This window comes from Carnobacterium alterfunditum DSM 5972, from assembly GCF_000744115.1.
Classification (GTDB): Bacteria; Bacillota; Bacilli; order Lactobacillales; family Carnobacteriaceae; genus Carnobacterium_B; species Carnobacterium_B alterfunditum.
Window position 1 is genome coordinate 834,374 of sequence record NZ_JQLG01000004.1, and the last position, 15,829, is coordinate 850,202.

Genomic DNA, 15,829 nt, shown 5'->3' on the forward strand with positions numbered 1-15,829 from the left:
AGTTAGAGTTATTTAATGTGAAAAAAACATCATCTATTAAATTGTTCATCCGAAATTTATATATTTTAAATAGTAGCAAAATGCTCTAAGGTACGCACTCTGGTAGATACCAACTCATATTCATTACCATACCAAGCAAGCTATTTTAACTATGTAAAATAAAATGTTACTATAAATTTAGGTTATATAGATTCAGATTTATACTTTTTTTGCTAGCTAGTTATACAATTTAAGGAGGAGATAATATGAAAAGTTACATTCGTTTCGGGTTAATGATTTTAACCTCTACCGTTATAATGTATTTTTTGATGTTCTTCAATATTTTTGAACTATCTCATTTTACTTTTAGTGAGACTCGTATTTATATGTCTATTATGATGGGATCTGTTATGGCCATTATCATGCTGCTCTTTATGTGGAAAATGTACCAAAAGAAAAAATTGAATTACCTCATTTTAGGCATTTCTATCCTTACATTTGGCACCTCACTTTGGTTGGTAAGAAGTCAAGCAACAGTTGACGATACTTCTTGGATGAAATCGATGATCCCTCATCACTCCAGCGCTATTCTAACCAGTGAAAAAGCTGATATATCTGATCCTCGTGTTCAAGAGCTTAGAGATGCGATCATTAAAGCACAAGAAGTAGAAATTGCAGAAATGAAAAAGCTAATTGAAGATATTGAGGTAAATGGTGAAATAGATTAACTTTCTGATTAATCTATTTTTGATACTATTATTATTCAAAATAAAACTATATAAATATACTATTCAGCCTATTAGAAAGTCTGCGGGAGCAACGTGCTCCTACAGACTTTTTTGTATTTATACAATCATTCCAAATTTACTCGTCAAAAGCACTATCTTTTTTCTACTTTTGTGACTTTGGTAATAATCGTTATTGCTGTGATTAGCGTTAACTATTTTTGCTATTCCCACTATTCCGAGCCAATTGTATAATTCTCTTATGTAACGCCGTAGATTCTTATAATCCTATTCATGTCTTTAAGCCCTCATATCTCAATCGATTTGGCAGACTATCTGATTTGACCAACCACTCCTTTTTCAAGGATCGTTAGACTAGATAAGAATAGGATAAATAGCACAAAGTCTCCTCTTTAAAACACATACCCCTGAAGGTAAAAATGTACTTTTTTAATTTTTCGGCTAATTCACTTGTTGTAACAGCACTTTCATTTCATCTTTAAAACGCTTGACTAGCATACCCTTGTAGGGTATGTTTGTATTGTGAAAAATAAAGCAATTTCAAAGGAGAATTCCCCATGGTACAAAAAATACTTATTATCGGCGGTGTAGCTGGTGGCGCAACTGCGGCTACTAGACTTCGTCGTTTAAACGAAGAAGACAACATTATTTTATTTGAAAAAGGTGAATACATTTCATTTGCCAATTGTGGCCTTCCTTATCATATCGGAGGAGAAATTAAAGAACGTGATAATTTACTATTACAGACTGTTGAAGGAATGGAACAGCAATATGCACTAGATATTCGTAATTTTTCTGAAGTAACAACGATTGATCCAATAAAAAATGAAATCAGCGTTTTGAATCACCAAACAGGCGAAACATATACAGAATCTTTTGACAAACTAATCATTTCAACTGGTGCAAAAGCAATTACACCACCTATTCCAGGTATGGAAGCTGCTAAAAACATCTTTTCGTTACGAAATATTCCGGATATGGATCTTATCAAAGAATATATTGCTAAGCACGACATCCAAACTGCAACCATCATTGGTGGTGGCTTCATCGGATTAGAAATGATGGAAAATCTTAAAGTCTTGGACCTTAATGTTCAATTAGTAGAAATGGCACCTCAAGTTATGCCAAATATAGACTTTGAAATGGCTCAACAATTACACACTCAAATCAACATGCACGGTGTTAATTTGTTACTAAATGACGGTTTGAAAGAATTCAAAGATAATGGAAAAAAACTATTATTGACGAGTGGCAAAGTGCTGGAAACAGATCTAACTATTTTATCGATTGGTGTGACTCCTGAAAACACTCTTGCTAAGGAATGTGGCATCGAACTTGGTTTCAAAAATGCAATCAAAGTAAACGATCAACTTCAAACAAATTACCCAGATATCTTCGCAATCGGAGATGTTATCGAAGTCAAAGATTTTGTAGATCAATCTCCTACAAATATCCCTCTTGCATGGCCTGCTAACCGTCAAGGACGTTTAGTTGCAGATATCATCAATGGGATTCCTGCAATGTACCCAGGAACACAAGGAGCTTCTGTTGCAAAAATTTTCGAATTAACAGCTGCTTCTACCGGAAACAGTGAACGGATGCTTAAAAACAAAGGTATTGATTTCCAAGTGATCCATATCCACCCAAATTCACATGCTGGTTATTATCCTGGTGCTAGCCCTATTCATCTAAAATTACTTTTTGGAAATGATGGTAAAATTTTAGGTGCTCAAGGTGTTGGGACAAAAGGCGTTGAAAAACGGATCGATGTTATTTCAACAGCTATGAAATTTGGCGGAACGGCTGATCAACTAGCTGGTCTAGAGCTAGCATACGCTCCTCCTTATTCAAGTGCAAAAGATCCTGTTAATATGTTGGGGTATACGGCTGATAATATGATGAACCAAAAAGTCAAAACGATCCAATGGCACGAAGTCGATGCTTTATTAGATCAAAATGCTTACTTTCTAGACATTAGAGAAGACTTTGAACTTGCAACAGGTTCATTGCCAAATAGTACAGTGATTCCATTAAATCAATTACGAAATCGACTAGACGAATTGCCAAAAGATAAAACAATCTACGTTTATTGTCAAGTTGGTTTACGTGGCTATAATGCTTCAAGAATCTTGATGCATCATGGTTTTGATGTAAAAAATCTTGATGGTGGTTATAAGACGTACAAATTAGCAACTTATGTAATGAAAAATAAACCTTTTAAACTAGCACCTAAACAACAAGTTAGTGCTTCAACCATCGATAGTTCTTTAAAAACAATTGAAGTAGATGCTTGTGGATTGCAATGTCCCGGACCTATTTTAAAAGTAAAAGAGCATATGGATCAAATGACTGATGGACAGAAAATGGTTGTTCAAGCCAGTGATTTTGGTTTTAGTGCTGATATTGAATCTTGGGCTAAAAGTACAGGAAATACCGTACTGACAAATGAGATCAAAGGCGATAACGTTGTAGCTACCATAGCTAAAGGAAACAGCTTACAAGCAAATGTTGCTTCTCTTCCTCAAGACGGTTTATTGAGAGAAACAAAAAATGGCGCAACAATGGTTGTCTTTAGTGGCGACATGGATAAAGCTTTAGCATCAATGATCATTGCTTTAGGCGCAGCAGCAATGGGTAAACAGGTCACGATCTTCTTTACTTTCTGGGGATTAGGCGTTTTGAAAAAACAAAAAGTAAAAAAACAAGGTTTAGCAAAATTATTCGACATCATGCTTCCTAATAATGCAGAAAGTTTGCCTATTTCTTCTATGAATATGGGTGGAGCTGGCGCTAAAATGATCAAGTCAGTCATGAAACAAAAGAATGTAGATCCTTTACCAGTCATGATTGAAAAAGCTAATAAAATTGGCGTTAAATTTATTGCTTGTACCATGAGTATGGATATTATGGGAATCGAAAGAGAAGAACTATTTGATTTTGTTGAATTTGGCGGCGTCGCAGCTTACCTGGGTGATAGTGAAGATTCTAACTTGAATTTGTTTATCTAATACTATTTGCCAATTCTATTTAAAAAGGTATAATGTAAACGACTTTTAGAAAGAAGGTATACGATGAATACTGATACTAAACAAGCTGAGCAAAAGAAAATCATTCATCGTTTAAGACGAACTGAGGGCCAGATTCGTGGTGTTCAAAAAATGATCGATGAAGATAAAGAATGCATTGATATCATTACCCAATTAAGTGCTGTTCGCTCTAGCATTGATCGTGTAATGGGAATGATCGTTGCTGACAATTTGAAAGACTGTTTTGAAAATCCCCAAACGGATGCTCTAGACCAAGCTGGAAAAATTGATCAGGCTATTGCGATGATCATAAAGAAATAACTGAACAGAATATCAAAAAAGCTGATTCCATTTTTATTGGAGTCAGCCTTTTTTGTATATTTCTCGAAATATTTTATATTTAAAGCATTTGATGGAAACCTTCATAGTACAGTAGGAATCGGTTCGATCAACAACATTTGGTGATTTATGTCATAGTAAGTAACTTGGTTTAATACTAAATCACTTGTCCAAAGAGAAACACCAGCTTTTCCAGCTAGTTCACAAAAGGTTTCAAAATCAAACGCTCCAAATCGAGCTTTTTTCACAGCCTCTTTGATAGCCTCATGATCACTTTGTTCAGCAACTTGTTTGGATTTCCCGTTCAATGGTAAGTCGATTGAACTTTCATCATCGAAATAACGATGTATTCCTTCAGCAACTAAATAATCATACCGTTTAACGCCTATTTTTTTGAATTCTTGCATCAATTGAGCAAATTCACCAGTATTCTTTTCTGCATAAACAGCCTTTTCAATCTCTTGTTTATCTAAACTCATAATTATTCCTCCTTTTTATGAATGGCTATTTGGCTGCACTGCATCCACTTTCGGATGATCAACTTCAACAGTACTCTTTTCTTGGTAGTTTATGCCCCAATCCTCCATCGCATCCAAAACAGGCTTTAAACTTTCACCTAATTCGGTCAACGTATATTCAACGCGCGGGGGGACTTCCGCAAAAATTTCGCGGTCAACTAATCCATCTTCCTCCATAGAACGCAAATGTGAGGTTAACACTTTTGGTGAAACAGTCCCAATTGCTTTTCTTAATTCACCAAATCGTTTAGTCCCATCTAATAGCTTCTCTTAATATCAAAATTTTCCAGCGATCATTTATCAATAAAAGTGTCGTCTCTACTGGACAACCCACTAATTTATTGCGCATAGAAACCCCGTCCTTTCACGATAGTTACTTTTTAGTTACTATGTTACTCATAAGTACTTACTTTACATAAGTTACTTAGAGTCCTATTATAGTATTAGAACTTAAAGGAAACAAGCGTTTTAAAAAAACTAAAAATAGAAAGGTTGATACTACATGAATTACTTATTGACCGGTGCCACAGGAGAACTAGGCACTCATGCCTTACATTACTTGAAAGAACAAGTTGGAACGGATGAAATCGCAGCTCTAGCGCGAACAGAAGAACAAGCCGCTAAACTACGTGAACAGGGTATTGATGTTCGTGTTGCGGACTTTAGCGACTATGCAAGTTTACTTGAGGCCTTTGATGGGATCGATCGCATGTTGTTTGTTTCCTCACAACCAGGTGGTGCGGTTTCGCGTGGTGAACAACACAAAAATGTAGTCCAAGCTGCTAAAGAAAAAAACGTTTCATTTATTGCTTATACTAGTTTCCCTAAGGGCGCGGACTCAGCTAGCCCGTTAGCCCAAGATCATATTTTAACAGAAAAAATGATCTCTGATTCTCATATTCCCCACACTTTTTTACGCAACAATTGGTATATAGAAAATGAAGCAGATACATTACATGCAGCAGCGGAAGGCCATCCTTTCGCGTACTCTGCTGGAGAAGGCAAAGTTGGTTGGGCATTAAAGCGTGAATTTGCCGAAGCGGCTGTAAATGTCTTAACTGGAAAAATAACTGCACCAGAAATACTAGAGTTATCAGGCACCCCCATTACTTATACAGAATTAGCAGCGGCCCTTAAAACTGCTAGTGGTAGAGAATTTGAAGTTGTCGCTATGAATGACGCAGATTACAAAGCTTCATTGATCAAAAATGGCGTTCCAGAGTCGATCGTTGGTTTTATTTTGATGATTCAAAATGATATTCGTAATGGTGAACTAGCTGTCATTTCGGATGATTTTGAAAAAGTATTAGGTAGGCCATTAACGCCTATGGTTGAGGCTTTAAAAGAGTTTTTGCAAAACTAAGCTAACAAAAAACAGAAAAAAGAACCTATTACAGGTTCTTTTTTCTGTTTTTATATTTAATTCGCTTCATAATTGTGTATTACGACTCTTTAACGAGTGCTTTATACTCGTTGATGATTTGGATACCTGCACTCGTTCCTAGTCGCTCTGCTCCAGCTTCCACCATTGCTTTAGCTGTTGCAAAATCACGTATGCCCCCTGCTGCTTTCACCTTAACGTCTGCTCCAACGGTCTCTTTCATTAATCTTACATCTTCGATCATAGCCCCACCAGTACCAAAACCAGTCGATGTTTTCACAAAATTCGGTTTGACTCTTTTAGCAATTTCACAGACAGCAATCTTTTCTTCATCTGTCAGATAACAGTTTTCTAAGATCACTTTACTTAAAATATTGTTTGCTTGACAGACACTTACGATTCCAGTCATTTCCTGTTCAATATATGCTAAGTTCCCATTTTTTAGTTCACCAATATTGATCACATAATCGATTTCATCAGCCCCATTTTTGATTGCATCCGTGGCTTCAAAAACTTTCGTAGCAATTGTGGTCTGGCCGAGTGGAAAACCAATTGCTGCTCCAACATGAACGGAACTTTCTTTTAATAACTCTTTACAGAAAGCAACAGGCGCTGAATTGATGGCTACCATTTTAAACCCATATTCATCAGCTTCTTGACACACTTTTTCAAACGCTGCTTTCTTTGCATCTGCTTTTAACAAAGTATGGTCTACCATATTTGCTAGTTCTGCTACACTTAATTGGAATGTCATTTTTTCTTCCTCCTCTAATTGAATCCGATTTCATTTTACCACAATTAAGGTCCTTGTATAGCTGACCCTAGAATAAAAGAAGCCCTTCTTCCTAAATTATGAAACTTCTAATTTTCACTATTTTAGGTGAATAGTCTATCCGCATCATGATACACTGAACATAATGTTCAGAATACCTCAATTTATTTAGCAGCGAGAAGAACATGAGAACCTTAATGACTGAGTAATGACTTATTTCAATCATTTTCATATATAATCTAATTATCACATACTATAGGAGGTTTTTTTATGTTAACAATAGCTTATATCGGTAATGGAAAAAGTACGAATCGCTATCACTTACCTTTTTCACAAAAATCAGAAAACATTAACGTGAAGACTATTTATTCTCGTGATGCAGCTAGTCCTTGGGATAAAGTTCCTGGAATCCATTACACAACGAATTTAGAAGATATCTGGAATGATCCAGAAATTCAATTAGTTGCGATTTGCCTCCCAAGCTCATTACATTTTGAATTCGCAAAATTAGCCTTAGAAAAAGGAAAAAACACACTAGTTGAAAAACCTTTTACTGAAACAGCTCAAGAAGCAAGGGAACTATTTGAGTTAGCAAAATCAAAAAATTTACTTGTTCAATGTTACCAAAACAGACGCTATGATTCAGATTTTTTAACCGCTCAAAAAGTTATTGACAGTGGCCTTATTGGTGAATTACTGGAAGTTGAAATGCATTATGATTATTTTAGACCAGAAGTTCCAGAAAATTCTAAAGAGTTTTCGGCTGCTTCAAGTTATTTGTATGGGCATGGATGCCATACCATTGATCAAGTTCTTTCCTACTTTGGAGAACCAGATTCTATTCATTATGATGTGAGACAGTTATTAGGTCCTGATCGAATGAATGATTATTTCGATTTGGATTTTTATTATTCAAAAACGAAAGTTTCGGTTAAATCGAGTTATTTCAGAATCAAATCACGTCCAAGTTTTGTCTTATATGGTAAAAAAGGGATGTTTACCAAGCAAGAGAAGGACAGACAAGAAGAACACCTAAAACTATTCTATATGCCCACTAACCCGGATTTTGGCATCGATACGCCTGATCATTATGGTACGTTGACCTATGTAGATGATAATGGTCTCTATCACGAAGAAAAAGTCGTTTCAGAAATTGGGGATTACAGCCATGTTTATGAAGGCTTACATGAATCAATTGTAAATGGAGCAGATAAGCTAGTGAAAGATGAAGAAACCATTCGCCAACTAGAAATACTCGAAGAAGGTATTCAAAAAATAAATAACTAATTTATGTTATTGGTTAAAAATACGAATTACTCAATCAAGAAAGAAGGTTTACCATGAAACTTGCGATTATAGGTTCAGGAATGATAGTGAATGATTTTTTAACGATGATTGGCGATATTCCTAAGATTCAGTTAGAAGCAATTGTGGGTACTGAAAGAAGCAGCGATAAAATGAGGCTTTTAAAAGACAAACATGGCATTAATCAAGTCTTAACTAACTATGAAGATTGTTTGAAAAGCGATGACGTAGATACCGTTTATATTGCATTACCCAACCATTTGCATTTCTCTTTCGCTAAAAAAGCCATCCTTAGCAAAAAGAATGTTATTTGTGAAAAACCCTTTACTCTCAAATCGTCTGAAATGAAAGAGTTGCGAGAACTAGCTTTTACAAATAAAGTACTTTTATTAGAAGCTATAACCAATCAATATTTAGCCAACTATAAAAAAATAAAAGAATCGCTAAAGGATATTGGAGCTATCAAAATAGTCGAATGCAATTATTCACAATATTCTTCACGATATGACGCCTTTAAAAAAGGAGAAGTGTTACCTGCTTTCAATCCTAAAATGGGTGGCGGAGCTTTAATGGATATCAATATTTATAACATCCATTTTGTAACAGGTCTTTTAGGGAAGCCAAAAAAAGTAGCTTATTTAGCCAATATTGAAAAAGGAATCGACACTTCTGGCATACTTAGTCTTGATTATGGGGATAAAAAAGTAGTCTGTATAGGCGCTAAAGATTCTACAGCTCCGATCAGAACCATTATTCAAGGCGATAAGGGAGCTATCATTATTGAAGGCCCTACAAGTACTATCGATAAAGTTACTGTAATAGATAGTCAAAATAAGAGCAAAACGATTGATTCTAAAGTTCATGTGCATCGAATGTATGAGGAATTCACCGAATTTGAAAGGATCATAAGCGAAGCTGACTTTGAAACGATGACGAAACACCTTGATCACAGCGAAATAGTTATGGGTGTTGTCGATAAAGGATTAGAATCTGCTGGTATAACATTAGGATAATTTTTATTAGAGGAAAATTGTACTATCTCATAGATGACCATCTCTATATTTCTTCAGATAGAATTCCTTTTTCAATCAGAGCTTGTTTTTTCTTCAAATTTGCTAGATTATTCCTGTATTCTTTTGCATATAAAATAGAATAGATTGTGTTCAAAATATATTCAAACGCAACTTGCGATGCAAACGTTCCAATCTTTACAAAGTCATATTCTTCTTGAACGACTAGTATTGTTTTAGTAGCTAACTTAATCAAATCAGAGTTTGGATTCCCCGTTATCAAAATTGTTGGAATCGTTTCATTAGAAAAATGTTGTAGAATTCGATTATTATGCGGACTAATCCCCCCATAAGATAGAAATATAGCACAATCATTTGGGGTGAGATTGGATGCATTCCAAGCTACATCTGCATATTCTTCAGAAATAATGGCGAATTTATTGATCTTCATTAATTTACTTTGAAAACTTCTAGCTCGGACTTGTGAATCACCACGAGAAAACAAAAAAATACGTTCCGATTTATAAATCATCTCTGCCACTGATTTTAGCAATTCTTCATCTAATTGAGCTAACGTTTTTTTCACCGTATCAATAGTTAAATCTGCCATATTCTTAGCGATATCCATAGTCAAATCCTCTTGTTTAAAAGGGAAGTTTGCATCTACTTCACTAGGCAAATGCAATTGGTTATAAACTACTTCTGAAATAGCGACTTTAAAACTTCTAAACCCATCATATCCTATTTTTTTACAGAGTCGGATAATCGTTGAGTGAGAAGTGTATGTTAATTTTGCTAGAACATCAATATTTATCGTTGGGATAGTAGTGATATTTTGGATAATATAGTCGGCAATTCTCATTTCCGTATTTGTAAAGTTCGTTTGATTTTTCAACATATTCAATACTTGCACTACATTTAACAACTCCTTTATAGAATGATTTTATATCATTTAGCGATAGTTTACTACATGACCGTGAGTTTAAACAATTATTAGTTTAAATTTAAAACGGCGGATCGTCATAAAGAAGAAGCCCCTAACGTTAGAGCTTTTAAATTTAACGTCATAGGGGTTTCTTTATGACTCTCAATTATATGTTTCCAAATTTTATACTAGGTTGTTCTCTTTCACCCATCCTTCTTGAAAAATCACTTTTGTGGATTCCAAATATATGAGATACTACTAAGCGTGACTGAAAACGGAGGGAACAATATGATCTATATAAAAGAAGCCATTTTACACATTTTTGATTTGAACAGTAACGAACCTATCTTCTCTTTTGCCGGGCTAGACCTTACGGAGAAATTTACATTTGACTATCTTCATGCCATGATTGAGAAAGTAGAAGATTCAGATAATATGAAAACGGGGATATTAGCAGCAGACAATCCTTTGATCCAAGCATTTTCTACTACCCAAACTGATTTTATTGAGACAACTAAAACGTTGACCAAAAAATTCTTTTCGATTACGAAACTCAATCCAGAAATACCACCAGCTGATTTATTATTTGTCTACTTTACCTTGGATGAAGTGCCGCATTTAGGATTGTTCAAATTAAATTACTCTGACAGTATCACTCACTATGTCTCGTACGAAGAAGAAACGCTGACGAACCAGTTGATCATTAACCGTTCTATCTTGCCGAGCGCTCGCCAAGCGATCCATGAAGGCATGGTATTAAACTTGAACAACATGGAATACCATGTGATCGAGAAAAAGCATCTGATTGCTGAATTAGCAGAGAAAATTTATTATTTCACCGAATTATTTTTAGAAGATAAGCCACAACCAAGTCTTAAAGAGAATATTTCGATCATTAAAAAAGCTGTTCAAAAAACCAGCAAAGCCTTTGATGATGAAGAATTCCAAGTACTAGCTGATACGAAAGATGCATTGGTTCATAGTATGACGGAAGAAAATGTCATTGATAATCTAGTGATCGCTGAGACGCTTTACGGCGATAACCATGCAAAAAAGGAAAAGTTTTTTGAAGAAATCAAAGAATTGGGTTATGTAGATCGTGCTCCTGCTGAAGTAGCCGTAGCTGGACCAAAATACTCAAAACAGAAATTTCGTTTAGATAACGGGATCGAGATCAGTATCCCGATAGAACTTTACCGAGATCCAGACGTTGTCGAGTTCATCAATAATCCAGATGGAACTACTTCTGTTATGATCAAAAATATTGAAAAAATAAAAAACTTGTTTTAAGAAATCTTCCTTTGTACGAGCCTTTCAATGCTCAATACAGAGGAAGATTTTTAACTTATGGTAACGCTTGTTTAAATTTAGACAGCATCCATTGGATCAGTTGGATCTACTTCTTCTATATTCTCGTACAGCTGTGGATAATCATGACACTTCATATTTCTAGGTGTACATATTTCTTTCCCGAATGAGATCATAGCTTGGTGTGCTCTCCCCCAGTATTTTGCTGGGATAATTTCTGTTATGCGTTCTTCAATTTGTTTAGGTGTGGCATTTTCGTCTACTATTTTGTGGTGTTTACAGATTCGGGTGACATGTGTGTCTACCGCAAAGGCGTCTTGGTTAAAGGCGACATTCAATAATATATTAGCTGATTTAGGTCCGATCCCAGTTAACGATTCCAGTTCCTTACGTGTATTTGGAACTTTCCCATCAAATTTTTTAAGTAATTGACCACTGCTTTTATAAATATATTTTGCTTTATTTCGGTAGAGTCCGACTGTTTTTATGTAGGTTTCAATTTCTTCAGGTGAAGACTCGATAACCGCTTGAGGATCTGGGTAGCGTTCGAATAACTGATCTTTCACTTTAGCAACTGACTCATCTGTTGCCTGAGCACTTAGTATGACGACCATCAACAATTGAAACGGATTTTGATAACGCATCGTTGGTATAGCATCAGGATAAAGTTTCATAATTTCATAGATAACATGTTGAGCGGATTCTTTTTTCAGCATAGTATTTCCTTCCTTTTATTCAGTTTTTTTTAATATAACATATTTTCAGCAGCATTAAAATCAGGGTTACAATATCTTGATTTCTATGAAGCTAGGATCATAAGGACAGGTTTAGTTAGAATCATGCCATTCTAACTTTTAATATTTAAAATAACGTTTCAACAGTTCTTTAGTACTGTTAGCTGAGGTATAATAGAAAAGAGAATTGTTCTTAAAAATATGCCTATGGAGGGTCTTCGATATGAGACAGAATGACGAAGAAACGCTCAACAGTTTATATAATCTGATCCTTGATCCAGCGACTCGTGAATGGGAACGGTCATTGTTATCTTCGATCAAGAATGCCTTAGAAAACGGAGCAAATTTTGACGAACAGCTTGCAAAACTTGAGGCTGATTTACGTCCACTCGCCTTAAGAAATAATTTAACTCCCAATGTAGCCGATTTTTATAACCATATGACCGGTCATGCAGCTGCTGACGTTTCATTTGATTTCACGAAGCACGCTATAGATGATCTTACCTATCAAGATTCCGCGATATTTGCGGGTGGTTGTTTCTGGTGTATGGTAGAACCTTTTGAAACCCTTGATGGAATCGTTTCAGTCTTATCTGGCTACACCGGAGGGCATGTGGCTCATCCCACTTATGACCAGGTGAGCGGCAAGTATACCGGCCATGTCGAAGCGGTCGAGATTATTTTTGATACGCGGATCATACAATACGCCGATCTGGTAAAACTTTACTGGCAGCTGACGGATCCAACAGATGAATTTGGTCAATTTCAAGACCGAGGCAGCCAGTACCGCCCTGTTATTTTTGTTAAAGATAAGCACCAACAACAGATTGCTGAAAAATCAAAACAGCAATTAGCGGATTCTGGCAAATACAAGCAACCGATTGTCACATCAATTGAACCAGCCACCGTATTTTGGCCGGCTGAAAATTATCACCAGCAATTCTATAAAAAAAATCTTACGAGATACAAAAGAATCGAACGAGCGCGTCAACAATTTTTGACCTTCCAACGCTTGCAAAGTAAACTCCGGACCGAACTCAGCCGATTTACTAAGAAACAAGGATAGTTAAGTGGTAAGCAGCTGTTTCTCTTTTTGAACATTCTGCTTATCCTATCAAAAGAAAGGACGCTACTATGAATAAAATAGTCAAGATCAATGATAAGATGCAAAAAGGGGAATATGAATTGACCCAAGAACCGGGTGAAAACTTCGATCCTGAATTTAAACCTGAACTGTCCCCCAAGGAACTCTTGGAAATGGGTATTTTCGGCGGAAAATACATGACTGATTGTACGGATGAATTTCCGAGTGATTGGTTTGAACATGCTAAATTATCTCCTGAAAAGAAAGATATTTCTTTAAACTATTATCAAGTCGATGCTTCATTGTCTTTGAAGGCGTGGCAAGAAAAAGGCTGGATCCATTTGGGCGATCCTCGAGGCTGGTTCCAATGGTATTGTCGTTATTACTATGGCCGCCGATTGCCTGAAGAAGATCAGATCCAAATTAAAAGATGGAAAGCCATAAAAAGACATGCTGGAGCTATCAAAAAAAACTGCGAGAAAAAAGACCAGAGCTGTAGAAAAAAACAAAGACAAACTCTTCTTCATTGGGCATATGATAGTAGAAAAATCTAACTCTAAAAAATCAGATAATAGAAAAAGACCTCAAAAGGCAAACTGTTAAAAGTCTGCCTTTTGAGGTCTTTCGTTTAACTTTTTTCTGATCCTAATCTGTATTTCCTAAGCTCTTTCAGCCGTGCAACACTTAATTATAATTTTGCTGTTGCCCGAATCGTGTTTTTTATTTCTAGAATGATCACAACTTGCTGATAGCTTCTTCAACAGCTGTATTACCAGCCAGAACTTCAAATTCTTGCTTGATCGTGTTGTCATTATGGAGTACCGAAACCAACGCCTGAGCCACATCTTGACGTGGAATTTTATTGATTTCCTGTCCCATACCAACTTTTATTTGATTGGTACCAGGTTCATCAACTAATATACCAGGATGCACGATTGTCCAATCGAGTTTGGTACGATTCTTCAACCATTCATCAGCATAATTTTTTGCGATCGTATAAATTTGCAAATCCTGTTTTTGAGCCATTGCTTCACGGCCTGTACGGAAAGTGCTGACCATGACAAAACGGTTAACACCAGCTTGTTCTGCAGCAGTCATTGCTTTGATAGCTCCATCTAAGTCGATCAAAACAGTTTTATCTAACCCACTTCCACCGGCTCCAGCACTGAAGATCACCGCGTCGACATCTTTCATGGCTTCAGCCAATTCAGCTACTGAATTATTGACAAGATCTAAGAGAACTGTTTCGATCCCTCGTTCTTCGAAAAAACTAGCTTGTTCAGCACTTCGGATCATTGCACGTTCTTCAATAGAAGGATCCTCTTTAATAAAATCAGCAAAATGACGAGCTACTTTCCCATTGGCACCTATAACTAATACTTTCATTTGAAAACTCCTTTCGATAAATGATACGAATTTAAGCAAGTATACCTAATATCTCTTATTTTTTGTTGTGTTGTGATTTAAACACTGGCATAGCTTCATCATCACCATACGTTTCGATAAGCGGCAACTCATTTAAAGCCTTCATATCTTCCTCAGAGATCGTAAAATCGACTGCAGCGTTCGATTTCATATGATCTTTATTAGTCGATTTAGGTAAAGCAACAGTGCCTAATTGTAGGACATAGCGAATACTTAATTGTGCAGGCGAAGCCTTATATTTTTCAGCTATTTCCTTAACCACCGGATGATCAAGAATAGCACCATGAGCGATCGGTGAGTAAGCTTCGACAACAATATCATGGCTTTGACTGTACTCGATTATATCGGTAGGAACATTTGTAATGTGTGCGAGAATTTGGTTCACCATTGGTTTGACTTTCCCATTATTTATTAAGTTTTCCAGATCCTCTTTTTCAAAGTTAGAAACCCCGATTGCGCGTATTTTACCCGCTTCATAAGCTTCTTCTAAAGCACGCCATGCTGCTAGATTACCTTCAAAGTAATGGTTGCCATCACGGAAGTTCTCCCATGGCTGTGGACTATGAATGATCATTAAGTCGATATAATCCATATCCAAGCTTTTAAGCGATCCAGCGATTGCTTTGACAGCTTCATCGTAGTTTTTGATATTGCCTCCAAGCTTTGTAGTGACAAAAATATCTTCACGGTCAACACCTGACTCTTTGATACCAAGACCTACACCTTTTTCATTGCGGTATGCTTCAGCCGTATCGATATGACGGTAACCTAAATCAAGAGCATCCTTTACAACTTGAACAACGGCCTTATTGTTGATCATCCATGTTCCTAAACCTAATTTAGGGATCTTAACGCCATTTGATAATGTATAAGTTTCATTTAATACCATTTTATTGCCTTCTCTCGTTTAGTTTTATTAATACGTCGTTATATTGTCCTTTTTTGTCTTCAATGGTGCCAAATCTAGGAGCAAGTGTTGTACTTTTAACTAGCTCCGGTATTTTGTAATAGGTGAAGTGAAGAAGCTGATAAACTAAATCGGAACTTGATCCCTTTTTTAAACCTCCCCTTCTCCATATACAACATCTTAAACCTTAGAGTTAACTCTAGGTCAAGTAATTTGCTTCGTTTTCTTTTAATTTTAGCGAAATACACGCATTTATCTAAACGAGTGCACGACTATTTAACCGGTTGATTTTAAATAAAGTGAAGTTGTCACACAAGAGTACTGCTTTGACGCATCAAGATAATCGTGCTAAACTTTGGGCCTACTCTAT

The 15,829-nt window shown here is 36.0% G+C and carries 15 protein-coding genes and 1 pseudogene; 9 read left to right on the top strand and 7 right to left on the bottom strand.

Translation table 11 applies throughout. The features are described 5' to 3' along the window. Nucleotides 1-245 precede the first annotated feature (245 nt). The 3 genes from BR50_RS04365 (at nucleotide 246) to BR50_RS04375 (ending at nucleotide 4,072) form a co-directional block, all read left to right on the top strand. Nucleotides 246-707 carry a DUF305 domain-containing protein gene (locus BR50_RS04365; protein WP_034546626.1) on the top strand — a complete coding sequence of 154 codons (462 nt, stop codon included), beginning with the start codon at nucleotides 246-248 and terminating at the stop codon, nucleotides 705-707. Nucleotides 708-1,282: 575 nt separating this feature from the next. Next, the gene (locus BR50_RS04370; RefSeq protein WP_034546628.1) at nucleotides 1,283-3,733 is read left to right on the top strand and encodes an FAD-dependent oxidoreductase; all 2,451 of its coding nucleotides are present in this window, start codon (nucleotides 1,283-1,285) and stop codon (nucleotides 3,731-3,733) included. 63 nt (nucleotides 3,734-3,796) lie between these two features. Further along, a complete protein-coding gene (locus BR50_RS04375) occupies nucleotides 3,797-4,072 on the top strand; it encodes a metal-sensitive transcriptional regulator (protein WP_034546630.1) in 276 nt (91 codons plus the stop codon). Nucleotides 4,073-4,173: 101 nt separating this feature from the next. On the opposite strand, the gene BR50_RS04380 is transcribed toward BR50_RS04375, so the two are convergent. Both BR50_RS04380 and BR50_RS04385 read right to left on the bottom strand, forming a co-directional pair. Further along, nucleotides 4,174-4,569 carry a DUF1398 family protein gene (locus tag BR50_RS04380; RefSeq protein WP_034546631.1) on the bottom strand — a complete coding sequence of 132 codons (396 nt, stop codon included), beginning with the start codon at nucleotides 4,567-4,569 and terminating at the stop codon, nucleotides 4,174-4,176. A 15-nt stretch (nucleotides 4,570-4,584) separates the two neighbouring features. Further along, nucleotides 4,585-4,957, bottom strand: a pseudogene (locus BR50_RS04385) (winged helix-turn-helix transcriptional regulator). Nucleotides 4,958-5,110: 153 nt separating this feature from the next. Between BR50_RS04385 and BR50_RS04390 the strand changes: the two are divergent. Further along, nucleotides 5,111-5,971 carry an SDR family oxidoreductase gene (locus tag BR50_RS04390; RefSeq protein WP_034546632.1) on the top strand — a complete coding sequence of 287 codons (861 nt, stop codon included), beginning with the start codon at nucleotides 5,111-5,113 and terminating at the stop codon, nucleotides 5,969-5,971. A 79-nt stretch (nucleotides 5,972-6,050) separates the two neighbouring features. Here the strand turns inward: BR50_RS04390 and deoC are convergent, their stop codons facing one another. Beyond that, on the bottom strand, nucleotides 6,051-6,743 hold the full coding sequence (gene deoC / locus BR50_RS04395) for a deoxyribose-phosphate aldolase (protein WP_034546634.1): 693 nt from the start codon (nucleotides 6,741-6,743) through the stop codon (nucleotides 6,051-6,053). A 288-nt stretch (nucleotides 6,744-7,031) separates the two neighbouring features. On the opposite strand from deoC, the gene BR50_RS04400 reads away from it, so the two are divergent. Both BR50_RS04400 and BR50_RS04405 read left to right on the top strand, forming a co-directional pair. Beyond that, a complete protein-coding gene (locus tag BR50_RS04400; protein WP_034546636.1) occupies nucleotides 7,032-8,048 on the top strand; it encodes a Gfo/Idh/MocA family oxidoreductase in 1,017 nt (338 codons plus the stop codon). A gap of 53 nt (nucleotides 8,049-8,101) precedes the next feature. Further along, nucleotides 8,102-9,079 (top strand): Gfo/Idh/MocA family protein, encoded by a 978-nt coding sequence (locus BR50_RS04405; protein WP_034546638.1) that lies wholly within the window; start codon nucleotides 8,102-8,104, stop codon nucleotides 9,077-9,079. A gap of 43 nt (nucleotides 9,080-9,122) precedes the next feature. Here the strand turns inward: BR50_RS04405 and BR50_RS04410 are convergent, their stop codons facing one another. Continuing rightward, complete coding sequence (locus BR50_RS04410; RefSeq protein ID WP_034546640.1) at nucleotides 9,123-9,989, bottom strand: MurR/RpiR family transcriptional regulator; 867 nt, start codon at nucleotides 9,987-9,989, stop codon at nucleotides 9,123-9,125. Between the two features lie 300 nt (nucleotides 9,990-10,289). On the opposite strand from BR50_RS04410, the gene BR50_RS04415 reads away from it, so the two are divergent. Beyond that, a complete protein-coding gene (locus BR50_RS04415; RefSeq protein WP_034546642.1) occupies nucleotides 10,290-11,291 on the top strand; it encodes a nucleoid-associated protein in 1,002 nt (333 codons plus the stop codon). Between the two features lie 77 nt (nucleotides 11,292-11,368). Here BR50_RS04415 and nth read toward each other — a convergent pair whose 3' ends face one another. Next, entirely contained in the window at nucleotides 11,369-12,025 is a 657-nt protein-coding gene (nth, locus tag BR50_RS04420) for an endonuclease III (RefSeq protein ID WP_034546644.1), read from the bottom strand. 241 nt (nucleotides 12,026-12,266) lie between these two features. On the opposite strand from nth, the gene msrA reads away from it, so the two are divergent. Then, on the top strand, nucleotides 12,267-13,109 hold the full coding sequence (msrA, locus tag BR50_RS04425; RefSeq protein WP_034546646.1) for a peptide-methionine (S)-S-oxide reductase MsrA: 843 nt from the start codon (nucleotides 12,267-12,269) through the stop codon (nucleotides 13,107-13,109). A 68-nt stretch (nucleotides 13,110-13,177) separates the two neighbouring features. Beyond that, nucleotides 13,178-13,681, top strand: a complete 504-nt coding sequence (locus BR50_RS04430) for a hypothetical protein (protein WP_034546648.1) — start codon at nucleotides 13,178-13,180, stop codon at nucleotides 13,679-13,681. A 181-nt stretch (nucleotides 13,682-13,862) separates the two neighbouring features. Here the strand turns inward: BR50_RS04430 and BR50_RS04435 are convergent, their stop codons facing one another. Further along, entirely contained in the window at nucleotides 13,863-14,513 is a 651-nt protein-coding gene (locus BR50_RS04435) for an SDR family oxidoreductase (RefSeq protein ID WP_034546650.1), read from the bottom strand. A 55-nt stretch (nucleotides 14,514-14,568) separates the two neighbouring features. Next, a complete protein-coding gene (locus tag BR50_RS04440; RefSeq protein ID WP_034546652.1) occupies nucleotides 14,569-15,441 on the bottom strand; it encodes an aldo/keto reductase in 873 nt (290 codons plus the stop codon). Nucleotides 15,442-15,829: the final 388 nt, after the last annotated feature.